Here is a 23,800-nt window from a genome sequence, read left to right as displayed (position 1 = left end):
GTAAATTTTTTGAGACAAATTAAATCCATTACTTATTTTTACTAAAATTATAAAGATTTTTACTAGTACATCTAGAACATGAATTTTTATTCATGTTTTTGCATGTGCTTTTACTTCTTCGTTGGAGTTAGTTTTATTTGGTCTATATTAGAGATAACTCTTTAAGAAGAGATAAAATTAAAATTTTATATAACTTTATGAACTACTTAATTTATGGGGGGATGTATATATATATGAAACAAAATATTTTAAATCTTAGGCAAAATAAAATTAGTTATTGGGTTATTAATGCAATTTTAAATTATATAATAAGACTAGTTCCTAGAAATAAAAAAATATGGATTTATGGTTCGTGGTTAGGATATAAGTATCAAGATAATTCAAAGTATATGTTTGAATATGTAAATAAAACGAATTCAGGTATTAAGCACATATGGATTACCAAAAATAAAAATATAGTTAATTATTTGCAAAGAAAAGGATATGAAGCTTATTATTATTTAAGTTTAAAAGGCTTATATTATCAAATTAGGGCAGGTGTAGTATTTTTTACAAATTCTCACCATGATATTAATGATTTAAATTTAATATCAGGAGCATATAAAGTTTCTTTATGGCATGGTATGCCGTTAAAAAGATTATATTGGGATGATAGAGTTGATTTACCCAGTAATAAATTGTTTAAGCATATAAAGTTATGTTTAAAAATGATAAAATGGAATATTTATTCAAATGTTAGCAGAGATTTAACAATAGCATCTTCAAATTTTTGTTTAAATAGCTTTAGATCTGCCTTTAGATTGAAAAATACGGATGATGTTTTATTGGTTGGACAACCTAGAAATTATATTTTGTTAACTTCTAAATACGATTATGATAAGAAGAAATTTTTAAGTAGTTTAAATATAAATATAGGTAATAACAACTTTAAAATAATAACTTATATGCCTACATATAGAAGAAGTGATAGGTTAATTGAGAGACAAAATAATTTAATTAAAGAATTATTAAGTAATTATAAATTACAAACTATTTTAAAAGAATTTAATTGTATTCTTCTAGTTAAGTTTCATGAGTTAGCTAATAATGATATTAAATTAATTGATAATGTGTATTTCCTTAATAATGACCAAATAGATGTCCAAGAGTTATTGAAAATGACAGATATTTTAGTTACTGATTATTCAAGTTGTTTTATTGATTATGCTCTTGTTAATAGGCCAATAATATTTTTAGCTAATGATATTAAAGAGTATGAAAGATTTGAAAATGGTTTTTATGTTGATTATTATTTGTTAGCAGGTAAATTACTAGCTCAATCTGTAGATGAATTTGTTTTTATTTTAAAAGATATCTTAACTAAAAATTTAGATTATTATGAAAATATTAAATATATAAATAGCCTCTTTAATGAATTTGAGTCTTCAAATTCATGTAGTATAATTGTTGATTATATAAAATCTAAATTAAAAATAAAGGAGGATTAAATGAAAAAGTTTATTATTAAAATATCCTTTAGCTTTAGTTAAAATTGTTTATTTAAACATAAGGGGGAAGTATTGTGGTAAGGGTAATAACTTATGGAACTTTTGATCTTTTACATTATGGACACATTAATTTATTAAGAAGAGCAAAAGAATTAGGGAATTATTTAATAGTTGGATTATCAACAGATGAATTTAATTTATTGAAAGGTAAAAAGTCTTATTTTTCTTTTGAAGAAAGAAAAATGATGCTTGAAGCTATAAGATATGTTGATTTAGTAATTCCCGAAACCTGTTGGGAACAAAAAGTAGAAGATATAAAAAAATATAATGTAGATATATTTGTTATGGGAGATGATTGGAAAGGAAAATTTGATTATTTATCTCAGTTTTGCAAAGTTATATATTTACCTAGGACACCTGAAATATCAACAACAAAAATAAAGTATGATTTAAAAGAAATTGCTTTGACTAAAGAAAAATAAATAATGGAGTGATACCATGTCAAAAAAAAGCATTATAAAAGGTTCTGCTATTATAATAGTATTTACAATCCTCAGCAAATTCCTAGGGTTTCTTCGTGAAACCCTTCTTGCTTTTAGGTTTGGTGCATCGTATGATACGGATATATATACTTTTGCTATGGGACTTGTTATGTTGATATTTGCAAGTATAGGAAGTGGAATTGGAACAACTTTTATTCCAATTTTTACGGAGTTTATTGAAAAGAAAAGTAAAGAGGATAGGATAAGGTTTGTTAATAATGTTATTAATATTATTGGGATAATAGCTATTGGATTTATTTTATTTGGAATTATTTTTTCAAAATATATTGTAATGTTGTTTGCACCTGGGTTTAGACAGGATTTTGCTGTTTTTAATAAGGCTGTTGTTGTATCAAGGATGATGTTTATTTCGATAATTTTTATTGCAATGCAATTTATTTTTACAGGAATTTTGCAGTCTCATAAGGAGTTTATAGCTCCTTCCTTTGTTGGAGTTTTGATGAATATTGTTATAATTTCATATTTAGCACTTTTATCACAAAAGTTTGGCATTTACGGTTTGACTTTAGCAACTATATTGGCTTATTTTGTTCAGTTTGTATTTTTGGTTCCAAAGTTTAAAAAATTAGGTTATAAGTATGAGTTTTATTTGAATTTTAAAGATGAGAATATTATTCGAATGATTAAACTCATGGTTCCTGTTATAATCGGTGTTTCTGTTTCACAGGTTAACTTTTTAGTTGATAGAATGCTTGCAACAACAGTCGGGGAAGGTTCTATTGCTGTATTAAATTTTGCAAATAAATTAAATACTTTTGTTTATGGTATATTTGCAGTTACAATAACAACGGTTATATATCCAACTCTTTCTGAGTATTCTGCAAAAGAAAATTTAAAGGCATATAGGGATGTGCTTATTAAGGGGATAAACGTGATTTTGGTAATAATGTTTCCTGCAAGCATAGGGATGATGGTTTTAAGACAGCCTATAGTTGATATTGTTTTTAAGAGAGGAGCATTTGATAGCAAAGCTGCATATTTAACATCTCTTGCACTTTTATTTTACTCTCCGGGAATGATATTTATAGGGGTAAGGGATGTTGTAGGAAGAGCATTTTATTCTATTAAGGATACGAAAACACCAATGATAAATAGTGTAATAGGGGTTGTTTTAAATATAGTTCTTAATATTATTTTAGTAAAATTTATGGGAGTTTTAGGGCTTGCACTTGCAACGTCAATTTCAACAGTTATTGTTACGTTGCTTTTAATAAGAAGTTTAAATACAAAAGTAAATGATATAGGTATGAAAGTAATAGTAAATTCTTTTAATAAAATTTTTATATCTTCATTAGTTATGGGAATAGTTGTATTTTTATTAAATAAGTTTATCCAGCTTAAATTTGGGATAGGATTTAAAGGAGATATTGTTTCTGTATTTATTTGCACTTTTGTTGGAGCACTAGTTTATTTTGGTATGATATATATTTTAAGGCTTGATGAATTTGAATATTTCATAAATATAGTAAAGAAAAAATTATTAAATAAAGCTGCCTAATGCTTAGGAGGTGTTGTATGCTCTATCCATTGTTTTTTAAGCCTGTTTATAAGGAGACAATATGGGGAGGACAAAATTTAAGAAAAATTTTAAATAGGGATCTACCTTTTGAAAAAACTGCAGAAAGTTGGGAAGTCTGTTGTCATAAAAATGGAATGAGTATAATTGAAAATGGAGTATTGAAGGGGAAAACTCTTCGGGAAGTTATTGATTTGTATAAGCAGGATTTAATTGGTTATAAAACTTTAGAGTATGATAGGTTTCCTATTTTAATAAAGTATATAGATGCTAATGATAAATTGTCTGTTCAAGTTCATCCAGATGATGATTATGCATTAAAAAATGAAGGCGATTTTGGAAAAACGGAAATGTGGTATGTATTAGATGCAAAAAAAGATGCAAAATTAATTTATGGTGTAAAAAAAGGAGTAACAAAAGAGGAATTTAAAAAAGCCTTACAAGAAAAGCGTTTAGAAGATTGTTTAAATTATGTTTCTGTAAAAAAAGGAGATATAATATTTATCCCAGCTGGGACGGTTCATGCTATATTAGATGGCATAGTAATTGCAGAGATACAGCAAAACAGTGATACAACATACAGAGTTTATGATTGGAATAGAGTTGATAAAACTGGAAAACCACGGGAGCTTCATATAGAAAAAGCCCTTGATGTAATTGATTTTAGTATGAATGGTAGTGTAACCTTTTCTAATCCTGTTAAAATGAACGGTTATTGTGTTGCAAATATATCAAGATGTAAATATTTTAATGTAGATGAAATTTCAGTTGAGTATGAATATAAGGATAAAACAAATGGACAAACTTTTTTCATCTATATGTGTATTGAAGGAAACGGAAAGCTTATATATAAAAATGGAGCCTATGAGATTGAAATGGGAAAAACATTTATGTTACCGGCAAAAGAAGAACAATTTAGTATACATGGAAGATTAAAATTGTTAAAAGTCTATCTTTAATGGGTAATATGTGTTTTATTGAAAAATTATGTAATATGGTATAAAATAATAAAGTGACTGTGTTTTTGGGAGGGATTCTGGTGAATTACATGGATATGTATAAAAGGTGGCTAAATTTTGATGAAGATACTAAAAATGAGCTTTTAAATCTTGATGAAAAGGAGATAAAGGAAAGGTTTTATAAAGAACTAGAATTTGGAACGGGAGGACTTAGGGGAATAATAGGTGCTGGAACCAATAGAATGAATGTATACACAGTAAGAAAGGTAACACAAGGGCTTGCAAATTACATAAAAAATAAAGGGATTGAAAATGCTTCTGTTGCAATTGCCTATGATTCAAGAAAATTTAGCGATAGATTTGCAAAGGAAGCTGCCCTTGTTTTAAATGCAAATGGAATAAAAACATATATGTATAAAGAATTGAGGCCAACTCCTATGCTTTCTTTTGCGGTAAGATATTTAAAGACTACAGCAGGTATAGTTATAACTGCAAGTCACAATCCAAAGGAATATAATGGTTATAAGGTTTACTGGTCTGATGGTGGACAGATAACAGAGGAGCATGCAGAGGGAATATTAAAAGAGATAAGTAAGGTTGATTATGATGATATTTTAACTATGGATTTTGAAAAAGCTGTAGACTTAGGGCTTTTTAATTACATAGATGATGAAGTTGAAACGGCTTATATTAATCTTGTAAAGGGGCTTACTGTCAACAAAGATATTGTTGAAAAAGCAAAAAATGATCTAAAGATTATTTATACCCCATTACATGGAACAGGAAATAAACCTGTAAGAAGGGTTTTAGAAGAAATAGGTTATAAAAATGTTTATATTGTAAAAGAACAGGAAAATCCAGATCCAAATTTTTCAACAGTAAAATATCCAAATCCAGAGGAACACGAAGTTTTTAAAAGGGCAATTGAAATGGCAAAAGAATTAGAGGCAGATCTTATAATAGGAACAGACCCGGATTGTGATAGAGTGGGGGTTGTTGTTAAAAATAAGGAAGGAGAATATATTGTTTTAACAGGAAATCAAACAGGAGCTTTGCTTACTCATTATATATTAGAAAATTTAAAGACAACAGGAAGGATGCCTAAAAATCCGGTGGTTATAAAAACAATAGTAACTACAGAAATGGCAAGAAGGATAGCAAAAAGTTATGAAGTTGAAGTTATAGATGTTTTAACTGGATTTAAATATATTGGAGAAAAGATTAAAGAATTTGAAGAAAAACAAAGCAAGGATTTTGTATTTGGTTTTGAAGAAAGCTATGGTTATCTTTCTGGAACATTTGTAAGGGATAAGGATGGAGTTATAGCATCAATGCTTATTTGTGAGATGGCAGCCTTTTATAAATTAAAGGGTATGACCTTATATGAAGGTTTAATAAGTCTTTATGAAAAATATGGATATTTTAAAGAAGATTTAAAATCAATAACTTTAGAGGGAATTGAAGGAAGTCAAAGGATAAAAGAGATTATGGATATGTTAAGGAATAATCCTCCAAAGGAGATTGCAGAAATTAAAGTAAGAGAAGTAAAAGATTACTTGAAAGGAATAAATGATCTTCCAAAGTCTAATGTTATTCAATTAGTTCTTGATGATGATTCAATAATTACAGCAAGACCATCAGGAACAGAACCAAAGATTAAGTTTTATTTTGCAGCAAGAGGAAAAAGCTATAAAGATACAGAGGAGAGACTAGAAAAGATTAAAATGGAATTTTTAAGACTTACTATTTAAACCTCAAAGCATAAAGCTTTGAGGCATTTTTATTATTAATAAAAAATTTAAGAATAAGCTATTTTACTACCCATCATATTTGAAGTATAATTATCTTTGGTGTTAAAATGATTGTATTTGGAAATATTATTAATTGAAAATAACTAAAGAGGTGGAAAGATGAGTTACTTGGTTATGTTTGTATCATCAGCCATTTTAAGTTTAATATTAACACCACATGTAATAAAACTTGCATATAAGCTAAATGCCATAGATGTTCCAAAGGATTCAAGGCGTGTTCATAAAAGGCCTATTCCTAGAATGGGCGGTTTAGCTGTTTTTATATCGTTTTGTATAGTTTCAATTTTTTCACTAAAATTAGATTTGACGCTAGTTGGTTTGCTTTTAAGTTCTTTAATTATAGTTTTTATGGGAATGGTAGATGATATAAAAACTTTAAGGCCTGTATCTAAGCTAATTATTCAATTGTTTGCCTCCATTTTGCTTATATTGTTTGGAATAAAAATAAAAAGTTTATCTATACCATTTATGGGGGTAGATAAATACATTAATTTGGGGTTTTTTAGCGTTCCTTTAACAATATTTTGGGTTGTGGGAATGACTAATGCCTTTAATCTTATTGATGGTTTAGATGGCCTTGCTTCAGGAATAGGTTTTATATCTTCCATAACTTTATTTATTATTTCTATTTTAACTTCTAGATATTTATCTTCTGTATTGACTATAATTTTAGCAGGTTCTTGTCTTGGATTTTTATATTATAATTTTAATCCGGCAAAGGTTTTTTTAGGTGATACAGGTTCTCAATTTATAGGTTTTATTCTTGCAAGCATTTCGATTATAAGTGCAATAAAGTATTATACTGCTTTTTCAATTTTAGCATCTGTATTAGCTTTTGGAGTTCCAATATATGATACTTTATCAGCAATAATTAGAAGAAAGCTTAATAACAGGCCAATAATGGAAGCAGATAGAGGACATTTACATCATAGACTTTTAGATAAGGGATTTTCCCATAAAAATGTGGTTATTATAATTTATTTGATTTCAATGGTTTTAGGTATTATTTCTATTTTTACCATTGTTTTGCCTAGTAGTATTTCAGTATTTTTATTTATATCAGCAGCTACTTTGTTAGTTTTTTGGAAAGTATTAAATAAAAACTACAGAGATCAACTTTATAATAAATGAGGTTTTAATGGGACTTAAAATTAGGAGGAATGATAAATGCTAGAGAATAAGCACAAATTGAAAAAAATTGTTTTTTTTATTTTAATATTAAATCCTTTTATAGATGTTGCAACAAGTTTGTATTTAAGAGTATTTAAAGGCAATAATATGTTTACTCCGGGAATTATTATAAGGAATGTTATATTGTTGTATTTAATTTTTTATTTTATAAGACATAAAAATAAAATTAAAAATTTAATATTATTAGCTATGACGTTAATTTTGACAATGGTAGTTCAAATTTTTTATGGCGTTAATTATAATGTATTTTTGGAAATTCAATATTATTTTAGATTTTTATTAAATTTTTTATTTTTAATTTTTATTGAAGATATATTAAAGCTTTTTAAGTATGAAAATAAAATTGCAAAACAAATTCTTAGGTATATAAATTATTCAGGTGCTATATTTGCTTTGATAATTGTTTTATCCTTTATTTTTGGAGTGGATTTTAAAACTTATAGAAGTTCTTTTTCAAGCAAAGGACTTTTTTATGCAGGAAATGAAGTTGCTGCAGTGCTTTCTGTAGTTTACCCTATAAGTATATATTTTTTAGTTTCAGGTGAAAATGTAATTTTAAATTATTTTCTTTATATAGCAACTCTTTTATCAATGGTGTTAGTTGGGACAAGAGTTGCCTTAGGGTCTATAATTGTAACTTTAATAGCTTTTATAATATTCTCATTGTATAGTTATAACAAAAATCTTTTAAATAAGATTGTAAAAATAATTTTATTATCAATGATATGTGTTTTTGTTTTTATAAAAGGAGTTTTATATTTTAAAAATATTAACTTAGTTCAACATAACATTGAAAGACAAATTGAAAACTATGAGAAAACCCAAAAAGATACAACGACATATGTATTAAGTTCAAGAAATATAAAACTTAAACAGGCTTATAAGGAATATAAAGAAAGTCCTTTGATAAGAAAGGTATTTGGGATAGGTAGAGGAAGTCAAAAGCTTACGATAGAGATGGATTTTGCAGAAGTTGTTATTTATTATGGAATTTTTGGTACGATAACTATGTTACTTCCTGTAATTACAAGAGGGGTAAGGTACATCTTAAAAATATTGAGCTTTAATAAAGATGTTTTATATATATCAATATTTTTATCTTTAGCTTTAGGTTTTGGATCTTCATTTTTGGCAGGTCATGTTTTGTTTAGTGCGGCAGGCATTTATTCCTTTATGATTTTAGGAATAGCAAGTTGTTTTACTGAAAAGGAGTGAAGTATTTTGGATATAATCTGCTTTTCGGCGGTTAATTGGGAACCACTTATGACGAGAATACAAAGTTTGATGCTTCGCATTCCAAAGCATAATAGAATTTTTTATATTGAACCCCCCAGCACTTTAATATCTCCATTAAAAGATAGTAAAAGATGGGAAGATTATATAAAATGGCTTAATAATCCTATTAAAGTTATTGATAACGTATATGTTTTCAAGTTGCCTCCAATACTACCTTTTTATAACAAAAATATTATGGTTAATAAAGTAAATCAATATTTTATAGCTAAATACTTAAATTTATTATTTAAAAAGTACAAGGTATCTAAACCTATTCTTTGGATTTATAATCCATTTAATGTTGATATATTAAAATATGTTGATTATTCTTGCGTTATATATGATTGTGTTGATAAGCATTCAGAATTTAAAGGTTTAATAAATAAAGAAATTGTAGAAGGATATGAAAAAAAGTTGTGTAAACTTAGTAATGTTGTGTTTGCTACAGCAGAAGCGTTATATGATAATGTAAAGTTATATAATGATAACACTTATTTAGTTCCTAATGGAGTAGATTTTGATTTATTTAATTCTGTAGATTTAATGAATTATGAAAGACCTTTAGAACTTAAAAACTTAAAAGGAAAAATATTAGGATTTATAGGTGCCGTTAAAGAATGGGTAGATCTTGAGCTGGTATATAAAGTAGCTTGTAAAAAGCATGACTGGAATTTTGTGTTTATAGGGCCTTTAGCTAGTTTAGAAATTATATCTAGACTAAAAAGTTTGAACAATGTTTGTTTCATTGAGCCTAAACCACAAAAAGATCTTCCAAGATATATAAAACATTTTGACGTTTGCTTAAACTTATTTAAAAAATCAGAGCTTACAAAAAACGTAAGCCCCCTTAAGTTTTATGAGTACTTAGCAACGGGAAAACCAATAATATCAACGGATATGCCTCATATAAGAAAATTTAGTGATTTAATATATATTGTGGAAGATGAAGAAGATTTTATAAAAAAGTGTGAAGATATTTTTAATGGTGAAGATGATATAAAGAAACAAAAAAGGATTGAAATTGCTAAAAAGGCTTCTTGGGATAATAGGATGAATGATATATTAGAATATATAAAAAATGTTTGTAAGATAAACTTAAGAGAAGGTGATAAACCTTGAAGAATAAATTAAAGTATTATTTGGATAGATTTGTTGATAAGTTAATCTTTGCATTTAGAAATTTTTTTAAAACTAAAAAAGGAAAAATTGTTCTTTTAGATTATACTCCTTATAGTGGTTCTAATACTTATGCTTTATATCAATATATAAAAAGTATTGGATATAATGATGTTGAACTTGTGGAGTTTAAAGATGTTAGATTTTCTAAATTAGGATTTAAAAAATACTTTGAAAAAGTAAAAAAAATATTAAGTGCGGAGGTTGTTATAACTACTCATGATGTTATTTTTTATAAAGATAATCAGCATTTAATTCAGCTTTGGCATGGGATTCCACTAAAAGCTATGGGGCTTTTAGATAAAACTTTAAACTTAAAAAGAAAAAGATATACTTTTGATAGTTTTAATAAGTATGATTATGTTATTTCAACGTCTGATACTTATAATACGTTATTAAACGCTTGCACGGGATATGTTAAAGGCAATTATTGTATAACTGGTCTTCCAAGGAATGATTATCTTTTTAAAAAGGGAAAATTAGAAAAACTATATGATGTTAAAAAATATAAAAAAATTATAATGTTTATACCAACCTTTAGAAAGGGTTATGCTCAAAAGGAAGAAGGTAATAATAGAAATAACAATATTTTTGGGTTTGACAGCTTTAATTTTAAAAAGTTTTGCGATTTTTTAAAACATAATGAGTTTTTATTTATTGCAAAGCTTCATCCTTTTGAAGAAAATTATTATAAAGAGCTTTATAAGGGTATAGAAAGTGAAAACTTTGTATTTTTATCTATAGACGAACTTTCAAAAAATAAAATTGATTTATATGAGATATTGAAGGATGCAGATTTATTAATTACGGATTATTCAAGTGTATATTTTGATTTTCTGCTTACAGACAAACCTATTATATTTATAAACAATGATATAGAAAAATATGAACAAAATAGAGGTTTTTTGCTCTATCCCTATGATTTTTGGACTCCTGGACCAAAGGTAAAGATGCAGGATGAATTAGAAAATATGATAAAGTTTATATTTGAAAAGGATGATTATAAAGAACATAGAAGAGTTATAAGGGATATTGTATTTAAATATAAAGATGATAAAGCAAGTCAAAGAATATGGAGTTTAATAAAAGATATATTGGGGGTATAATATGAAAAGGGTTATAACTTACGGAACTTTTGATATGCTTCATTATGGACATATCAATTTATTAAGAAGGGCTAAAGAGTTAGGAGATTATTTGATTGTTGGTCTTTCAACAGATGAGTTTAATAGACAAAAAAATAAAATTTCATATTTTAATTATGAAGAGAGAAAAAAATATTTAGAGGCTATTAAATATGTAGATGAAATAATTCCAGAAGATAGTTGGGATCAGAAAATAGATGATATAATTAAATACAAAATAGATGTATTTGTTATGGGAGATGATTGGAAGGGTAAGTTTGACTTTTTAAAGGAATATTGTGAGGTTATATATCTTCCAAGAACTCCCGTAATTTCAACAACTTTATTAAAACAAAATATTCTAGGTGGTGAAAAGGATAAACATGGAGAAAGAAAGTAGAATAAAAAAGCAGGCATTTTTAGTAACCCTTATTTTTTTTATGTCAAGGGTTGTTGGATTTATAAGAGAAATGATAATTGCTAAAATTTTTGGAAGGAATTCTTTAACAGATGCTTTTTTTGCTGCTTTTACAATTCCGGATGTTATGTACGATCTTTTAGTTACTGGCGCGTTAAGTTCAGGTTTTATGCCGGTTTTTAATGAGCATCTTGCAAAAGATGATGAAGAAGGTGCTTGGAAGGCGGCAAATACTTTTATAACAGTTGCACTCTTATTTATATTAGCCTTTAATATATTGTATTTTGCTTTAGCAAAGTACATAATACCTTTTGTAGCAATAGGGAATGTAAAAAACCCAGATACATATAACCTTACGGTTAAACTTACAAGGATAATGACAATTTCTGTAAGCTTTACAGTATGTGCAGGCCTAACTATGGGGATTTTAAATTCATATAAGATTTTTATTGCACCAGCGTTAGGGCCTGTTTTATATAATGTTGGTATAATAATTGGAGCTATTGCATTGGGAAAAAAGTTTGGCATATATGGCCTTGCCTTTGGAGTTATATTAGGATCTATGTTTAATTTATCAGTTCAGATTCCTAATTTTTTAAAGGTAGGTAAAAGGTTTAGATTAGAGCTTAACTTGCAAAATAAAAGCTTTAGAAGAATGCTAAAGCTTATGATTCCTGCATGGATTGGGCTTGGAGTTTTAAGAATTAATTTGGTTGTAAATCAAAATATAGCCTCTATTCTTGATGAGGGAAGCATTACAGGTTTAAGATATGCGCAAAGAATAATGCTTCTTCCAGCTATTTTTGGTTCAGGAATATCTACGACTATATTTCCTCTTTTAAATACTTATGTAGCTAGGCAAGAATATAAAGAATATAAAGAAGCTATTTTATATGGAATAAGGATATTGCTTTTTATTATAATCCCTTCTACATTTGGCTTGATTGTATTAAATTATCCAATAGTTAGACTATTATTTAAATCAGGTAAATTTACCAATCATGATGTTGCTGTTACAGCATTTGCACTTGCTTTTTACAGTATAGGAATTATTGGACAGTGTGTTTCACCGATTTTAACAAGATCCTTTTATGCTTTGCAGGATACTGAAACACCTGTAAAAATAGGAATAGTTATTGTTATATTTAATATCACATTGAACTTAATATTTGTAAAGTTTAGCAAACTTGCAATAGGTGGTATTGCTCTAACAAGCTCTTTGGGTTCTATTTTTCAATGTATGATAGCTTATACCATTCTTCAAAAAAGAGTTGGAAAGTTTAATAATAAGAGATTGTTAACTACTTTTGTAAAGGTCATGGTTTCTTCTATAGTTATGGCTTTAATAGTTAAGCTTTCTTATGGATATATATCAAATATTTTAACTTTTAGTGAAAAAATAAACGATTTAATTTCAGTTTCAATATGCGTATTTATAGGAGTTTTGGTTTATTTTTTCATGACCCTTATTTTAAAAGTAGAAGAAGTAAATGCGTTTGTTGACATTATAAAAAGAAAATTAAGTAAAAAATAAAAGATGTGGTAAATATGTTTGTTAAAATTTATAATGTTTTTCTTTATGTTTTATGCTTTTTAATTCCTTTATTTGATTATAAGCTTTTGAAAATAAATTTTGATAAATTTATTGTTATTGTTATGTTTATTATTTCATTTAAATATTTTAATTTAAAATTTTTAAAGAATAACAAGCTTTTGTTTAATTTTCTTTTTATTATTTCTTTTTTATTGTATTGTGTTTTTTCAATTTTATTTGTTAAAAATAAATATGAAGCCATAAAACAGCTTATTGATTTTATGGAATGTTTTGTTTTATTTTATTCAATTATGTTATTTGCTGATAAAAGGGCAATTAAAATAAGTTTTTTGTTCTTTTTATCTTCTATTTTCCTGAGCTTGTTCTATGGCCTTATACAGCTTATTTTTAGATTATCACCTTATACTCAAGAGGGTGTTATTAGGGTTTATTCAACATATGTAAATCCTAATTATTGGGGTGCTATATTAAATTTTGTTATATTTTTGCCAATTGTGGAGATGATTTATAAAAGAAACATAATGCTTTCTAGGGTTATATTGTTATTGTTAATTTTGATTAATTTAATGTTTACTTTAAATAGAAGTTCATGGATTGCATTTGTTTTAGGATTAACATTTGTTTTTTTAAATTTTAATAAAAAGTTTTGGTTTGTTTCTTTATTTTACATTCTTATTTTGTTGATGTTTCCTTATACTAGATCGAGATTGTTATCATTATTATATATTAATAAATGGATAGATAATTCGAGATTAAAACTTTGGAAGATGGCCCTTATAATTTTTAAGGAGTACTTTTGGTTTGGAGTTGGTTTGGGAAATTATAAGGATTATTATTTAGATTATATAAAAAAATATCCCTATTTAATTGTTAGTAAAAATTATTGGAGTCCTCACAATTCCTACTTAAGGGTTTTTGCTGAAATGGGAGTTATAGGTGGAATTATGTTGATTTTAATATATTTAAGTTTGCTTTATTTAGTGATAAAAAATAATAATAACAAGATTTTTTATTTAAGTTTACTTGGAGCATGGATAGCTTATCTTTTCCAAAATAATTTTAATAGCTTAATTTATGTTCATAGGGTTAATATTTTGATTTGGATTTTTACAGCATTTTATTTAAAATATACAAGGGAGGTTTAAGAAGATGGAACAAATAAAAGAAATGTATAAAAATGTTGCAGTGTTTGGTCAGGGGTTTGTAGGTCTTCCACTAGCTTTAAGTTTTGCTATGAGGGGTTGCAATGTTTATGGAGTAGATGTTGTAGAAGGGCTTGTTGAAGATATTAATAAAGGAATTACATATCATAAAGAAAGTTTTGAAGGAAAAACTATACAACAAATTTTAAATGAACAACTTAAAGCTGGAAGATATAGAGCAACAACTGATGGAGTTTTGGCTGTAAGAGAATGTAATAATATAGTTGTAACAGTTGGAATACCTATAAAAAATGGAGAACATGACCTTTCTGACCTTATAGAATGTTGTACATTGATAGGAAGAAATCTTAAAAAGAATGATTTAGTTTTGATAAGAAGTACAGTAATTCCAGGAACAACTGAAGAAGTTTTACTTCCAATTTTAGAAAAAGAATCAGGAATGAAGGCTGGAGTTGATTTTTATCTTGCTTATTCATCAGAAAGAATTGCTGAAGGAAAAGCTTTTGAAGAATTTGCTTATATGCCAACAATAGTAGCTGGTATAAATGAGGAAAGTGCCAAAAGGGCAAAGGAGCTTTTAGAGATAGTATGTAAAACAGATGTTATTGTTGCAAGTTCTATAAAAGTTGTTGAAACTTCAAAAGTTTTTGAAAATGTTCAAAGAGATGTGAATATAGCAATGGTTCAGGAGTTTGCAAGATTTACTGAAGCTCTTGGAATAAGCATTTTTGAGGTTATAAAGGTTGCTAATACTCACAAGAGAGTAAATCTTTTAATTCCAGGACCAGGGGTTGGAGGATACTGCATACCCAATGCATACCATTATTTAGAACCAAAGGCTAAAGAGCTTGGAGTAAACCTTGATATATTGAAACTTTCAAGGGAGAAAAATGCAAATCTTCCTAAAGTTATGGTTGAAATTTTTGAAAAATTACTTAAAGATGTTGGAAAGGATTTAAATGGAGCAAGGGTTGGAGTTTTAGGACTTGCAATGAAAGATTATTCTAATGATGATAGAATTAGTCCAGCAGTTGAAATTGTAAAGATTTTAAGACAAAGAGGAGCTGAAGTTTTAGCTTTTGACCCTGCTGTTGTTACAGAATATAGTTTTAAAGTAAATACCCTTGAGGAAGCTCTAAAGGATGTAGATGGAGTGATGATTTTAGCAAAGCAAAAGGAATTTGAAAATATTAATGCAGATGATATTTTAAAATATGTAAAGCCTGATGTGGTAATATTTGATACTAAAAATCTATTTGAAGGTTTTAAAAAGTTTTTTGAAGATAGAGGAATTATATATAAGACTATATAGGAGGATTTTCCCTCCTTTGTTGTAAGGAGAGAAATATATGAAGGTTTTACATATTATAAGCGGAGGAGAAGTTGGAGGTTCTAAAAAGCATCTTTTAAGCCTTGCTTTAAATGCTGATTTTAAAAATATAATTGTGTGTCTTATTGAGGGAGAGCTTTATAAAGAGGCTGTTAAATTGGGACTTGATGTTCGTTTAATCAAGCAAAAGGGTAGGTTTGATTTAAGCGTTTTAAAACAAATACAAAGGATTGTTATGGATGAAAAAGTTGATATTATAAATTGTCATGGGGGAAGAGCAAACTTTTTAGGTTTGTTTTTAAAAAAGTCTTTAAAAAAACCTTTTGTGTCTACAATTCACAGTGATTATTTAAGGGATTATGAAGGAAATTTTTTAAAATCTTTAATATTTTCAAATATTAATGCTTATGCATTAAAAAAATTTGATTATTATATTGCTGTTTCAGATGAGTTTAAAAAAATGTTAGTTGAAAGAGGATTTCCAAAGAATAGAATTTTTGTTGTTTATAATGGAATTGACTTTGATAAAGTTTATTCTTTTGAACTTGAGGATGTTGTAAAAAAATATAATTTACCTAAAGATAAAAAATTTGTTTCGATGGTGGCAAGACTTCATCCTATAAAAGGGCATAAATTTTTATTTGATGCAGCTAAAAAAGTTTTAAAAGAATATAAAGATGTTCATTTTCTAATAATAGGAGATGGTTCAATTAAAGAGCATCTTATAAATTATGTAAAAAAACTTAATATAGAGGATAATGTAAGATTTTTAGGCTTTCAAAGGCCTGATGAATTTTTAGCTATATCAAGTTTTAGCGTTTTAACATCTATGAGTGAAAGTTTCCCTCTTAGTATATTAGAGGCGGCAAAATATAAGAAAACTGTTGTTTCTACTTTAGTTGGAGGAATTTCAGATCTTATTGAAGATGGTTATAACGGATATTTAGTTAAATATGGGGATGTAGATGCCCTTTGTCAAAAAATATTGGATCTTTTAAAGGACGATTTAAAAGCCAAAGAGTTTGGAGAAAGATTGTATGATAAGGCAAAGGATATGTTTTCTTTAGAAAAATTTGTTGATGGTTATTCTAAAATATATAAAAAAATTATGGGGGAATGATATGATAAAGGAAAATTATTTAGGAGTAGATGTTTGTGCGCTTAACATGGAAGAAGTTTTAGATGAAGTGGATAATATAATTTTACAAAAAAAACCTTCTTTTATTGTAGCAATAAACCCTGAAAAGATAATGAAGGCGCAAAAGGATGAGAATTTAAGAAATCTTTTAAATAGTGCAAGTATTCAAATTCCTGATGGTGTTGGAGTTGTTATAGCTTCTATTTTAAATGGTGGAAGGATAAGATCAAGGGTTACCGGAATTGACCTTATGATAAATATTTGCGAGAGGGCTTCTAAAAAAGGATATAAGGTTTATATACTTGGAGCAAAACCTGGAGTTGCTGAAAAAGCGGCAAAGGTTTTAAAGAATAAATTTTTAGGACTTAATATTGTTGGAATTAAAGATGGATACTTTAAAGATGAAGAAGAGGTTATAAATGATATAAAAGAAAAAAGTCCTGACATTTTGTTTGTTGCAATGGGAAGTCCAAAGCAGGAATATTGGATAACAAGAAATATGGAAAAGCTTAATGTTCCACTTTTAATGGGAATTGGAGGAAGCCTTGATGTTATATCAGGAAATATTAAAAGAGCTCCTAAATTGATGAGAAATTTAGGACTTGAATGGCTTTATAGGCTTATTAAAGAGCCTTGGAGATATAAAAGGATGGCGGTTTTACCTGTGTTTTTATGTAAAGTTTTAAAGGAAAGGTTTGTAAGGTAAGGTAGGATTGAAAGAGTTTTTTAAAAGTGATAGAATAACTAATAAATTAAGTATATTATAAGGGGGATTTTTATGGATTTAAATCAAAAAATAGACAGCATGAGGGAAGAGATAATAAAATCTACTCAAGAAATATTAAAAATTAAAAGTGTAGAGGACACTCCAAAGGAAGGAATGCCTTTTGGTGAAGGAGTGGCAAAGGCGCTAGATTATGCATTAAATCTTTCAAATCAGCTTGGATTTAAGACTGTAAATTTGGATGGCTATGTAGGATATGCAGAATATGGTGAGGGAGAAGATTACATAGCAGTTTTAGGACATCTTGATGTTGTTCCAGAAGGAGATGGTTGGATATATCCACCCTATGGTGCAGAAATTCATGATGGGAAAATATATGCAAGAGGTGCCCTTGATGATAAAGGACCAATAATTGCTGCATTATATGGTCTTAAGGCTATAAAGGATTTAAATTTACCTATCTCAAAAAGAATAAGAATTATATTTGGAACTAACGAGGAAACAGGTTCAAACGATATACCATATTATTTAAAATATGAAAAGCCTCCAGTTGCTGGTTTTACTCCTGACGCAGAATTTCCATTAATTCATGCGGAAAAAGGATTAACAGTATTTAATATAGTAAAAGATTTACAAAGAAAACCTTCAGGAGATATAGAGATTAAGTATATAAAAGGTGGACAAAGAGCTAACATGGTTCCTGATTATTGTGAGGCAGGTTTAAGGGTTAAAAATAAAGAATTAATTGAAAATAAATTAAAGGAATTTAATGATAAAGGATTTGACTTAAAACTAGAAGAAAAGGATGATTTATTGGCAGTAAAAGCTTATGGAATTTCTGCTCATGGTAGCACTCCAGAGCTTGGAAAAAATGCTATTATGATATTATTTGCTTTTCTTGGAGAACTTGATTTACCAGAAAGTGATATAAAGGATTTTATTAATTTTATGAATAAGTATGTGGGATTTGAAACTAAAGGTGAATCTTTTGGATGTTATCTAAAGGATGAAACAGGAGAACTTTCTTTTAATGTTGGAGTTATTGATATGAATGAAGACAAGGTTACAGTATCTTTAAATTTAAGATATCCTTGCACATATAAACTTGAAGATATGATGAATCCATTTAATAAGAGAATAGAGGAATTAGGAATAAAAGTAGAAGATTTTTCACATCAAGAGCCTCTTTATTTTGCTAAAGACCATGAGCTTGTTCAAAAGCTTATGAAGGTTTATAGAGAGTTTGTTAATGATGATAGTGAACCTTTAGCAATAGGCGGAGGAACTTATGCAAAGGAAATGCCAAACACTTTAGCTTTTGGTCCACTTTTCCCAGGAAAACCAGATGTAATTCATAAACCAAATGAATATATAGAAATAGAAGATTTAATTATGATAACAAAAATTTATGCAAAAGCAATGTTAGAATTAGCAAAATAAGCAGGGGTAATCCCTGCTTATTTATTAATAGGGGGGATACTATGTTTGATGTTCATTCTGATATTTTAGTGGATATTACAGTAAGAAGGCAAAGTGGGGAAAGGGATGTTTTTAAAAAGTATCACTACGAAAAATTAAAAAAAGGGGGAATTGATGGGTTTATTGCTGCTGTTTGGGTTGATAGAGATGATATTGACCCTTTAGATAGGATGATGCAGATATTAAAAGAAGGTTTGAAAGAGCTTGAAGATATAAAGGATATTGCTCAGTTAGTTTTAAAATATGAGGATTTTGATGAAATAAAGAATAAAGGTAAGATGCAAATTATTTTAGGATGTGAAGGTTTATCTGGAATAAAAGGCAATCTTGATTATTTAGAGTTGCTTTATAAAATGGGAGTAAGATGTGCAAGTTTAACATGGAATGAGGAAAATGAACTAGCAACAGGAGTTAAAGGAGATAAAAATAGAGGATTAACAAAGCTTGGTAAAGAATGTGTTAAAAAGTTAGAGAAACTTGGAATTTTAATTGATGTTTCCCATGCAAATGAAAAAACCTTTTGGGATATATGCGAAGTTTCCGAAAAGCCAATAATAGCTTCCCATTCAAATGTTTATTCTCTTTGTAGACATGTAAGGAATTTAAAGGACGAACAGATAAAAGCTATATTTGAAAAGAATGGAGTTATTGGAATAAATGCCTATCCGGATTTTTTAGACGAAGTAAATCCAACTATATATAAGTTTGTAGAGCATATAGATTATGTTGTTGAAAAAATAGGAATAGATTATGTAGCATTAGGTTTTGATTACTGTGATTTTTTAGGCGAAAAAGTTACATCAGGCCTTGAAGATGCTTCAAAGTCGGAAAAAGTTATAGAGCTTCTTATAAAAAAAGGCTATAAAGAAGAGGATATTGAAAAAATTATGTATAAAAATATTAAAAGGGTTTTTAAGCATACATTAAATTTTGATATTTCAAAAAATTAACACAAATGTTATAATAATTATAGGTTATGGCTTACATAAGGGGGGAACAAGATGAATAAAGTTATAATTGATGGGAACAGTTTAACTATTGAGGATGTTGTTAATGTTGCAAGAAATGGGTATTTTGTTGAACTTAGTGATGAGGCAAAGGAGAGGGTAAAAAAGGCTAGAAATTTAGTGGATAAGTTTGTTGAGGATGAAAAGGTAGAGTATGGAATAACTACTGGGTTTGGGAAATTTGCAGATGTTGTTATATCAAAGGAGGATGCCAAAAAGCTTCAAAGGAATTTAATAGTTTCCCACGCTTGTGCAGTTGGAAATGAATTTGATACTGAAATAGTAAGGGCTATAATGCTTCTTAGGGCAAATGCCCTTGCTAAGGGTTATTCGGGAGTTAGATTGTCAACCCTTCAAATGTTAGTTGATATGTTAAACAGAAAGGTTCATCCTGTTATATACGAAAAGGGGTCTTTAGGTGCTAGTGGAGATCTTGCACCACTATCCCATATGGTTCTTGTTATGATAGGAGAAGGAGAGGCTTATTATAATGGAGAAAGGTTAAGTGGAAAAGAGGCTTTACATAAAGCAGGAATGGAACCTATTGAGCTTGTTGAGAAGGAAGGACTTGCACTTATAAATGGAACTCAAGTTATGACTGCAATTGGAGCTTTAGCTGTATATGATGCAATGAATTTATTAAAGGCATCAGATATAATAGCAGCTATGACTGTTGAGGCTCTAAGAGGAATTACCGATGCTTATTATCATAGAGTTCATGAGGTAAGACCTCAAAAAGGTCAGTTAAAGTGCGCAAAAAATCTTTTAAAACTTCTTGAAGGAAGTAGCTTAACTACTAGGCAAGGTCAATTAAGGGTTCAGGATGCATATACTTTAAGGTGTATCCCTCAAATACATGGGGCTAGCAAAGATGCTTTAGAATATGTAAAAAAGGTAATAGAAATTGAAATAAATTCAGCAACTGATAATCCACTTATTTTTGAAGATGAAATGAAGGTAGTGTCAGGTGGAAATTTTCATGGACAACCTGTTGCTCTTGCTATGGATTTTTTAGGTATTGCTATGTCTGAGATTGCAAATGTATCTGAAAGAAGGATAGAAAGATTAGTTAATTACCAGTTAAATGACCTTCCAGCTTTTTTAACTAAAAATGGAGGATTAAATTCAGGATTTATGATAGCACAGTATACAGCAGCTTCTTTGGTTTCTGAAAATAAGGTTCTTGCGCATCCTGCCTCTGTTGATTCTATTCCATCTTCTGCAAACCAAGAAGACCACGTAAGCATGGGAACTATTGCTGCAAGAAAAGCAAGAAATATTATATATAATGTATCTAGGGTTTTAGGAATAGAATATCTTGCAGCAGCGCAGGCTATTGATTTTAGAGGAAATGCTAAGCTTGGAAATGGAACGGAGGTTGCATATAAGCTTATAAGAAAAGAGGTTGAGCATCTTGATGAAGATAGGATTATGTATATTGATATAAATAAAGCAAGCAAAATAGTAGATAGTGGCCTTTTAGTAAAAGAAGTTGAAAAAGCAATTGGAAAGTTAGAATAAAAAGGTTCGGGATTCCGAACCTTTTTGTGTTGAAGCAAGGTTCATATAGTGTTATAATAATAAAAAATTTAGGGGGGATTTTATGTTAAACAATGAAAAGATTTTAGCTGATAACAAAGAAAATTTTTATAAAATGCTTATTTATAGAATAGAAAGTTACTTATCTTCTGAAAAGGATGTTTTAGCAAATCTTTGTAATACAGCTGCTTTGCTATACCAAAATTTAGAAGATATAAACTGGGCTGGATTTTATATTATGAAAAATGGAGAGTTAGTTTTAGGGCCCTTTGGTGGAAAAGCAGCCTGCACGAGGATTAAAATTGGAAAAGGAGTTTGTGGTAGTGCTGCAAGAGATAAAAAAACATATATTGTTCCAAACGTTCATGAGTTTGAAGGTCATATAGCTTGTGACAGTGCTTCTAATTCAGAGATAGTAGTTCCAATAATTAAAGATGAAGTTTTATATGGAGTTTTAGATGTAGATAGTCCTATATTTAATAGGTTTGATGAAGTTGATAAATATTACCTAGAAAAGTTAGTTGAAAAGTTAAATAAATATATAGATTGGAATGAAATTGCTAAAGTATAAGGAGGATTTATGTTAAAGGAATTTTTAAAGGATTTAAACGATGCATATAATAAGCTATTAAATGGAGAAGAAGATTTATATATATTTCAAAAATGGGGATCTTTAGGAGAGGCATATCAAAATTTAACAAAAAAAGAGGATAAAAAAAGATCAGGAAGCGTTTATACCCCTTTTGAAATAGTAAAATATATGATAGATACTTCTATAAACTTTGAGGACTATAAAAAAAATCCATTTATCAAGATACTTGATCCCTCTTGTGGAGGAGGATTTTTTTTAATTTATGTATATCAAAAGCTTTTGGATTACGCTAAAATACTAAATATTGAAAATCCACAGGAGCATATAATTAAGAATAATATATATGGAATTGATCTTGATGATTCGGCTGTAAAAATAACTATTTTAGAGCTTTTTAAACTAAGCAAAATAGTATCCAAAAATATTTTAAATAAGGATTTTTTATTTGAATTAAAGGATAAGTTTGATGTTATAATAGGAAATCCCCCATATATGGGGCATAAGATGTTGGAGCATGGTTATAGGGAAAAATTAAAAAGTTATTATTCAGATGTTTTTTATAATAAAGGGGATTTATCTTATTGTTTTATAAAAAAATCTATAGATCTACTAAATAATAATGGAAGGCTTGTTTTTTTTACTTCAAGATATTTGCTAGAGGCTCAAAATTCAGAGGGGATAAGAAACTATATTATAAAAAATGCTTCTTTAGAAAAAATTGTTGATTTTTATGGAGTAAGGGTTTTTAAAAATGTTGGAGTGGATAATATAATCTTATATGTTTTAAAGGATAATAAGAAAGAAGTTGAATATTTTAAAGTTTTACCTAATGTTAAAGCTAACATTAATGAAATTTTTGATGATGTAAATAATAGATTAAATGTTTTTACAAAAAGGGTTACTGTTTTAAAAAATGAGCTAGAAGAGGGTGGATGGAATTTTTTAAATAGTTTAGAAAAAAATATAATAAATAAAATAACAGGTATAAGATTAGGTGAGATTGCTAAATGTTATCAAGGGGTAATAACAGGATGTGATAAGGCTTTTGTATTAACTTATGAAGAGGCAGAGCGTTTAAAAATTGAAAAGAATTTGTTAAAGCCTTTTATAAAAAGCAGTGAAGTTGAAAGGTTTAAAGTAAGAAAAGGAAATAGGGTTTTAATTTATTCTAATCTAATTGATGATTATGGAAAATATTTATATGCTTTAAATCATATTGGAAAGTTTAAGGATAAATTATTAAAAAGGCGAGAATGTAAAAAGGGAATTAGAAAATGGTATGAGCTTCAATGGGGAAGAAGCTTAGAACTCTTTGAATCTAAAAAAATAATATTTCCCTATAAATCCTCAAACAATAGATTTGCAATAGATAAAGGAAATTTTTTTAGTGCGGATGTATATGCTTTAAAATTATTCGGATTATATGAATCTTTATATTCTTATGAATTCTTAGTAGGAGTTTTAAATAGCTCTATATATGAATTTTATTTAAAAACCCTGTTAAAAAAGTTGGGAGATAATCTGTATGAATATTATCCTTATAATCTACTAAAAATAAGGATACCAGAATATATAAAAGAAATTGAAATGGAAGTTTTAAAAGAAAAAGAAGTTAATGTTAAGGTAATAGATGAAATTTTAATTGATAAATTTAAAATTACAAAAAAGGAATTTGAACAAGTAAAATTTTGGGTAAGGCATTGATTTTTTGAAACTAATGTTTTATAATTTATTTAGGATACCCCATATAGGT

20 protein-coding genes are annotated in these 23,800 nt (G+C 27.9%); all 20 read left to right on the top strand.

From position 1 onward, the window contains the following. Positions 1-233 precede the first annotated feature (233 nt). Positions 234-1,487: a CDP-glycerol glycerophosphotransferase family protein gene (locus C4R78_RS02465; protein ID WP_159945777.1), complete on the top strand. Its 1,254-nt coding sequence runs from the start codon at positions 234-236 to the stop codon at positions 1,485-1,487. Positions 1,488-1,561: 74 nt separating this feature from the next. After that, positions 1,562-1,969, top strand: a complete 408-nt coding sequence (tagD, locus tag C4R78_RS02460) for a glycerol-3-phosphate cytidylyltransferase (protein WP_103895514.1) — start codon at positions 1,562-1,564, stop codon at positions 1,967-1,969. A gap of 16 nt (positions 1,970-1,985) precedes the next feature. Further along, positions 1,986-3,548 (top strand): murein biosynthesis integral membrane protein MurJ, encoded by a 1,563-nt coding sequence (gene murJ / locus C4R78_RS02455; protein WP_103895513.1) that lies wholly within the window; start codon positions 1,986-1,988, stop codon positions 3,546-3,548. A 17-nt stretch (positions 3,549-3,565) separates the two neighbouring features. Next, positions 3,566-4,525, top strand: a complete 960-nt coding sequence (locus tag C4R78_RS02450; RefSeq protein WP_103895512.1) for a type I phosphomannose isomerase catalytic subunit — start codon at positions 3,566-3,568, stop codon at positions 4,523-4,525. 80 nt (positions 4,526-4,605) lie between these two features. Next, a complete protein-coding gene (locus C4R78_RS02445) occupies positions 4,606-6,276 on the top strand; it encodes a phospho-sugar mutase (protein WP_103895511.1) in 1,671 nt (556 codons plus the stop codon). A gap of 159 nt (positions 6,277-6,435) precedes the next feature. Then, positions 6,436-7,467 (top strand): glycosyltransferase family 4 protein, encoded by a 1,032-nt coding sequence (locus tag C4R78_RS02440; RefSeq protein WP_103895510.1) that lies wholly within the window; start codon positions 6,436-6,438, stop codon positions 7,465-7,467. A 36-nt stretch (positions 7,468-7,503) separates the two neighbouring features. Then, complete coding sequence (locus tag C4R78_RS02435; protein ID WP_103895509.1) at positions 7,504-8,742, top strand: O-antigen ligase family protein; 1,239 nt, start codon at positions 7,504-7,506, stop codon at positions 8,740-8,742. A gap of 6 nt (positions 8,743-8,748) precedes the next feature. Next, positions 8,749-9,921: a glycosyltransferase gene (locus C4R78_RS02430; RefSeq protein ID WP_103895508.1), complete on the top strand. Its 1,173-nt coding sequence runs from the start codon at positions 8,749-8,751 to the stop codon at positions 9,919-9,921. A 20-nt stretch (positions 9,922-9,941) separates the two neighbouring features. Then, positions 9,942-11,084 (top strand): CDP-glycerol glycerophosphotransferase family protein, encoded by a 1,143-nt coding sequence (locus C4R78_RS02425; RefSeq protein ID WP_159945776.1) that lies wholly within the window; start codon positions 9,942-9,944, stop codon positions 11,082-11,084. Between the two features lies 1 nt (position 11,085). After that, the gene (gene tagD, locus C4R78_RS02420; RefSeq protein ID WP_103895506.1) at positions 11,086-11,502 is read left to right on the top strand and encodes a glycerol-3-phosphate cytidylyltransferase; all 417 of its coding nucleotides are present in this window, start codon (positions 11,086-11,088) and stop codon (positions 11,500-11,502) included. Continuing rightward, complete coding sequence (gene murJ, locus C4R78_RS02415) at positions 11,486-13,054, top strand: murein biosynthesis integral membrane protein MurJ (RefSeq protein WP_103895505.1); 1,569 nt, start codon at positions 11,486-11,488, stop codon at positions 13,052-13,054. The genes tagD (C4R78_RS02420) and murJ (C4R78_RS02415) overlap by 17 nt, the downstream gene beginning before the upstream one ends. A 14-nt stretch (positions 13,055-13,068) precedes the next feature. After that, on the top strand, positions 13,069-14,220 hold the full coding sequence (locus C4R78_RS02410; protein WP_103895504.1) for an O-antigen ligase family protein: 1,152 nt from the start codon (positions 13,069-13,071) through the stop codon (positions 14,218-14,220). Between the two features lie 4 nt (positions 14,221-14,224). Further along, positions 14,225-15,550, top strand: a complete 1,326-nt coding sequence (locus tag C4R78_RS02405; protein WP_103895503.1) for a nucleotide sugar dehydrogenase — start codon at positions 14,225-14,227, stop codon at positions 15,548-15,550. Positions 15,551-15,587: 37 nt separating this feature from the next. Beyond that, positions 15,588-16,688, top strand: coding sequence for a glycosyltransferase family 4 protein (locus C4R78_RS02400; protein ID WP_103895502.1), 1,101 nt, complete (start codon positions 15,588-15,590; stop codon positions 16,686-16,688). A 1-nt stretch (position 16,689) separates the two neighbouring features. Beyond that, complete coding sequence (locus C4R78_RS02395; protein WP_173689736.1) at positions 16,690-17,412, top strand: WecB/TagA/CpsF family glycosyltransferase; 723 nt, start codon at positions 16,690-16,692, stop codon at positions 17,410-17,412. Positions 17,413-17,484: 72 nt separating this feature from the next. Beyond that, positions 17,485-18,870 (top strand): dipeptidase PepV, encoded by a 1,386-nt coding sequence (gene pepV, locus C4R78_RS02390; protein WP_103895501.1) that lies wholly within the window; start codon positions 17,485-17,487, stop codon positions 18,868-18,870. A 41-nt stretch (positions 18,871-18,911) separates the two neighbouring features. After that, positions 18,912-19,859, top strand: coding sequence for a dipeptidase (locus tag C4R78_RS02385; RefSeq protein ID WP_103895500.1), 948 nt, complete (start codon positions 18,912-18,914; stop codon positions 19,857-19,859). A gap of 51 nt (positions 19,860-19,910) precedes the next feature. Further along, complete coding sequence (hutH, locus tag C4R78_RS02380) at positions 19,911-21,437, top strand: histidine ammonia-lyase (RefSeq protein ID WP_103895499.1); 1,527 nt, start codon at positions 19,911-19,913, stop codon at positions 21,435-21,437. Positions 21,438-21,519: 82 nt separating this feature from the next. Next, a complete protein-coding gene (locus tag C4R78_RS02375; RefSeq protein ID WP_103895498.1) occupies positions 21,520-22,026 on the top strand; it encodes a GAF domain-containing protein in 507 nt (168 codons plus the stop codon). Between the two features lie 9 nt (positions 22,027-22,035). Next, positions 22,036-23,751, top strand: a complete 1,716-nt coding sequence (locus tag C4R78_RS02370) for an Eco57I restriction-modification methylase domain-containing protein (protein ID WP_103895497.1) — start codon at positions 22,036-22,038, stop codon at positions 23,749-23,751. Positions 23,752-23,800 lie beyond the last annotated feature (49 nt).

Origin of the sequence: Caloramator fervidus, from assembly GCF_900108045.1 — a bacterium.
Taxonomy (GTDB): domain Bacteria; phylum Bacillota; class Clostridia; order Clostridiales; family Caloramatoraceae; genus Caloramator; species Caloramator fervidus.
This window is presented reverse-complemented; position numbering and strand designations above follow the sequence as displayed.

What these genes read in the sequence shown, in the direction of transcription:
- C4R78_RS02465 (WP_159945777.1), top strand. Translation starts at nt 234, where the DNA reads ATGAAACAAAATATTTTAAATCTTAGGCAAAATAAAATTAGTTATTGG.
- murJ (WP_103895513.1), top strand. Translation starts at nt 1,986, where the DNA reads ATGTCAAAAAAAAGCATTATAAAAGGTTCTGCTATTATAATAGTATTT.
- C4R78_RS02450 (WP_103895512.1), top strand. Translation starts at nt 3,566, where the DNA reads ATGCTCTATCCATTGTTTTTTAAGCCTGTTTATAAGGAGACAATATGG.
- C4R78_RS02440 (WP_103895510.1), top strand. Translation starts at nt 6,436, where the DNA reads ATGAGTTACTTGGTTATGTTTGTATCATCAGCCATTTTAAGTTTAATA.
- C4R78_RS02435 (WP_103895509.1), top strand. Translation starts at nt 7,504, where the DNA reads ATGCTAGAGAATAAGCACAAATTGAAAAAAATTGTTTTTTTTATTTTA.
- tagD (WP_103895506.1), top strand. Translation starts at nt 11,086, where the DNA reads ATGAAAAGGGTTATAACTTACGGAACTTTTGATATGCTTCATTATGGA.
- murJ (WP_103895505.1), top strand. Translation starts at nt 11,486, where the DNA reads ATGGAGAAAGAAAGTAGAATAAAAAAGCAGGCATTTTTAGTAACCCTT.
- C4R78_RS02410 (WP_103895504.1), top strand. Translation starts at nt 13,069, where the DNA reads ATGTTTGTTAAAATTTATAATGTTTTTCTTTATGTTTTATGCTTTTTA.
- C4R78_RS02405 (WP_103895503.1), top strand. Translation starts at nt 14,225, where the DNA reads ATGGAACAAATAAAAGAAATGTATAAAAATGTTGCAGTGTTTGGTCAG.
- C4R78_RS02400 (WP_103895502.1), top strand. Translation starts at nt 15,588, where the DNA reads ATGAAGGTTTTACATATTATAAGCGGAGGAGAAGTTGGAGGTTCTAAA.
- C4R78_RS02395 (WP_173689736.1), top strand. Translation starts at nt 16,690, where the DNA reads ATGATAAAGGAAAATTATTTAGGAGTAGATGTTTGTGCGCTTAACATG.
- pepV (WP_103895501.1), top strand. Translation starts at nt 17,485, where the DNA reads ATGGATTTAAATCAAAAAATAGACAGCATGAGGGAAGAGATAATAAAA.
- C4R78_RS02385 (WP_103895500.1), top strand. Translation starts at nt 18,912, where the DNA reads ATGTTTGATGTTCATTCTGATATTTTAGTGGATATTACAGTAAGAAGG.
- hutH (WP_103895499.1), top strand. Translation starts at nt 19,911, where the DNA reads ATGAATAAAGTTATAATTGATGGGAACAGTTTAACTATTGAGGATGTT.
- C4R78_RS02375 (WP_103895498.1), top strand. Translation starts at nt 21,520, where the DNA reads ATGTTAAACAATGAAAAGATTTTAGCTGATAACAAAGAAAATTTTTAT.
- C4R78_RS02370 (WP_103895497.1), top strand. Translation starts at nt 22,036, where the DNA reads ATGTTAAAGGAATTTTTAAAGGATTTAAACGATGCATATAATAAGCTA.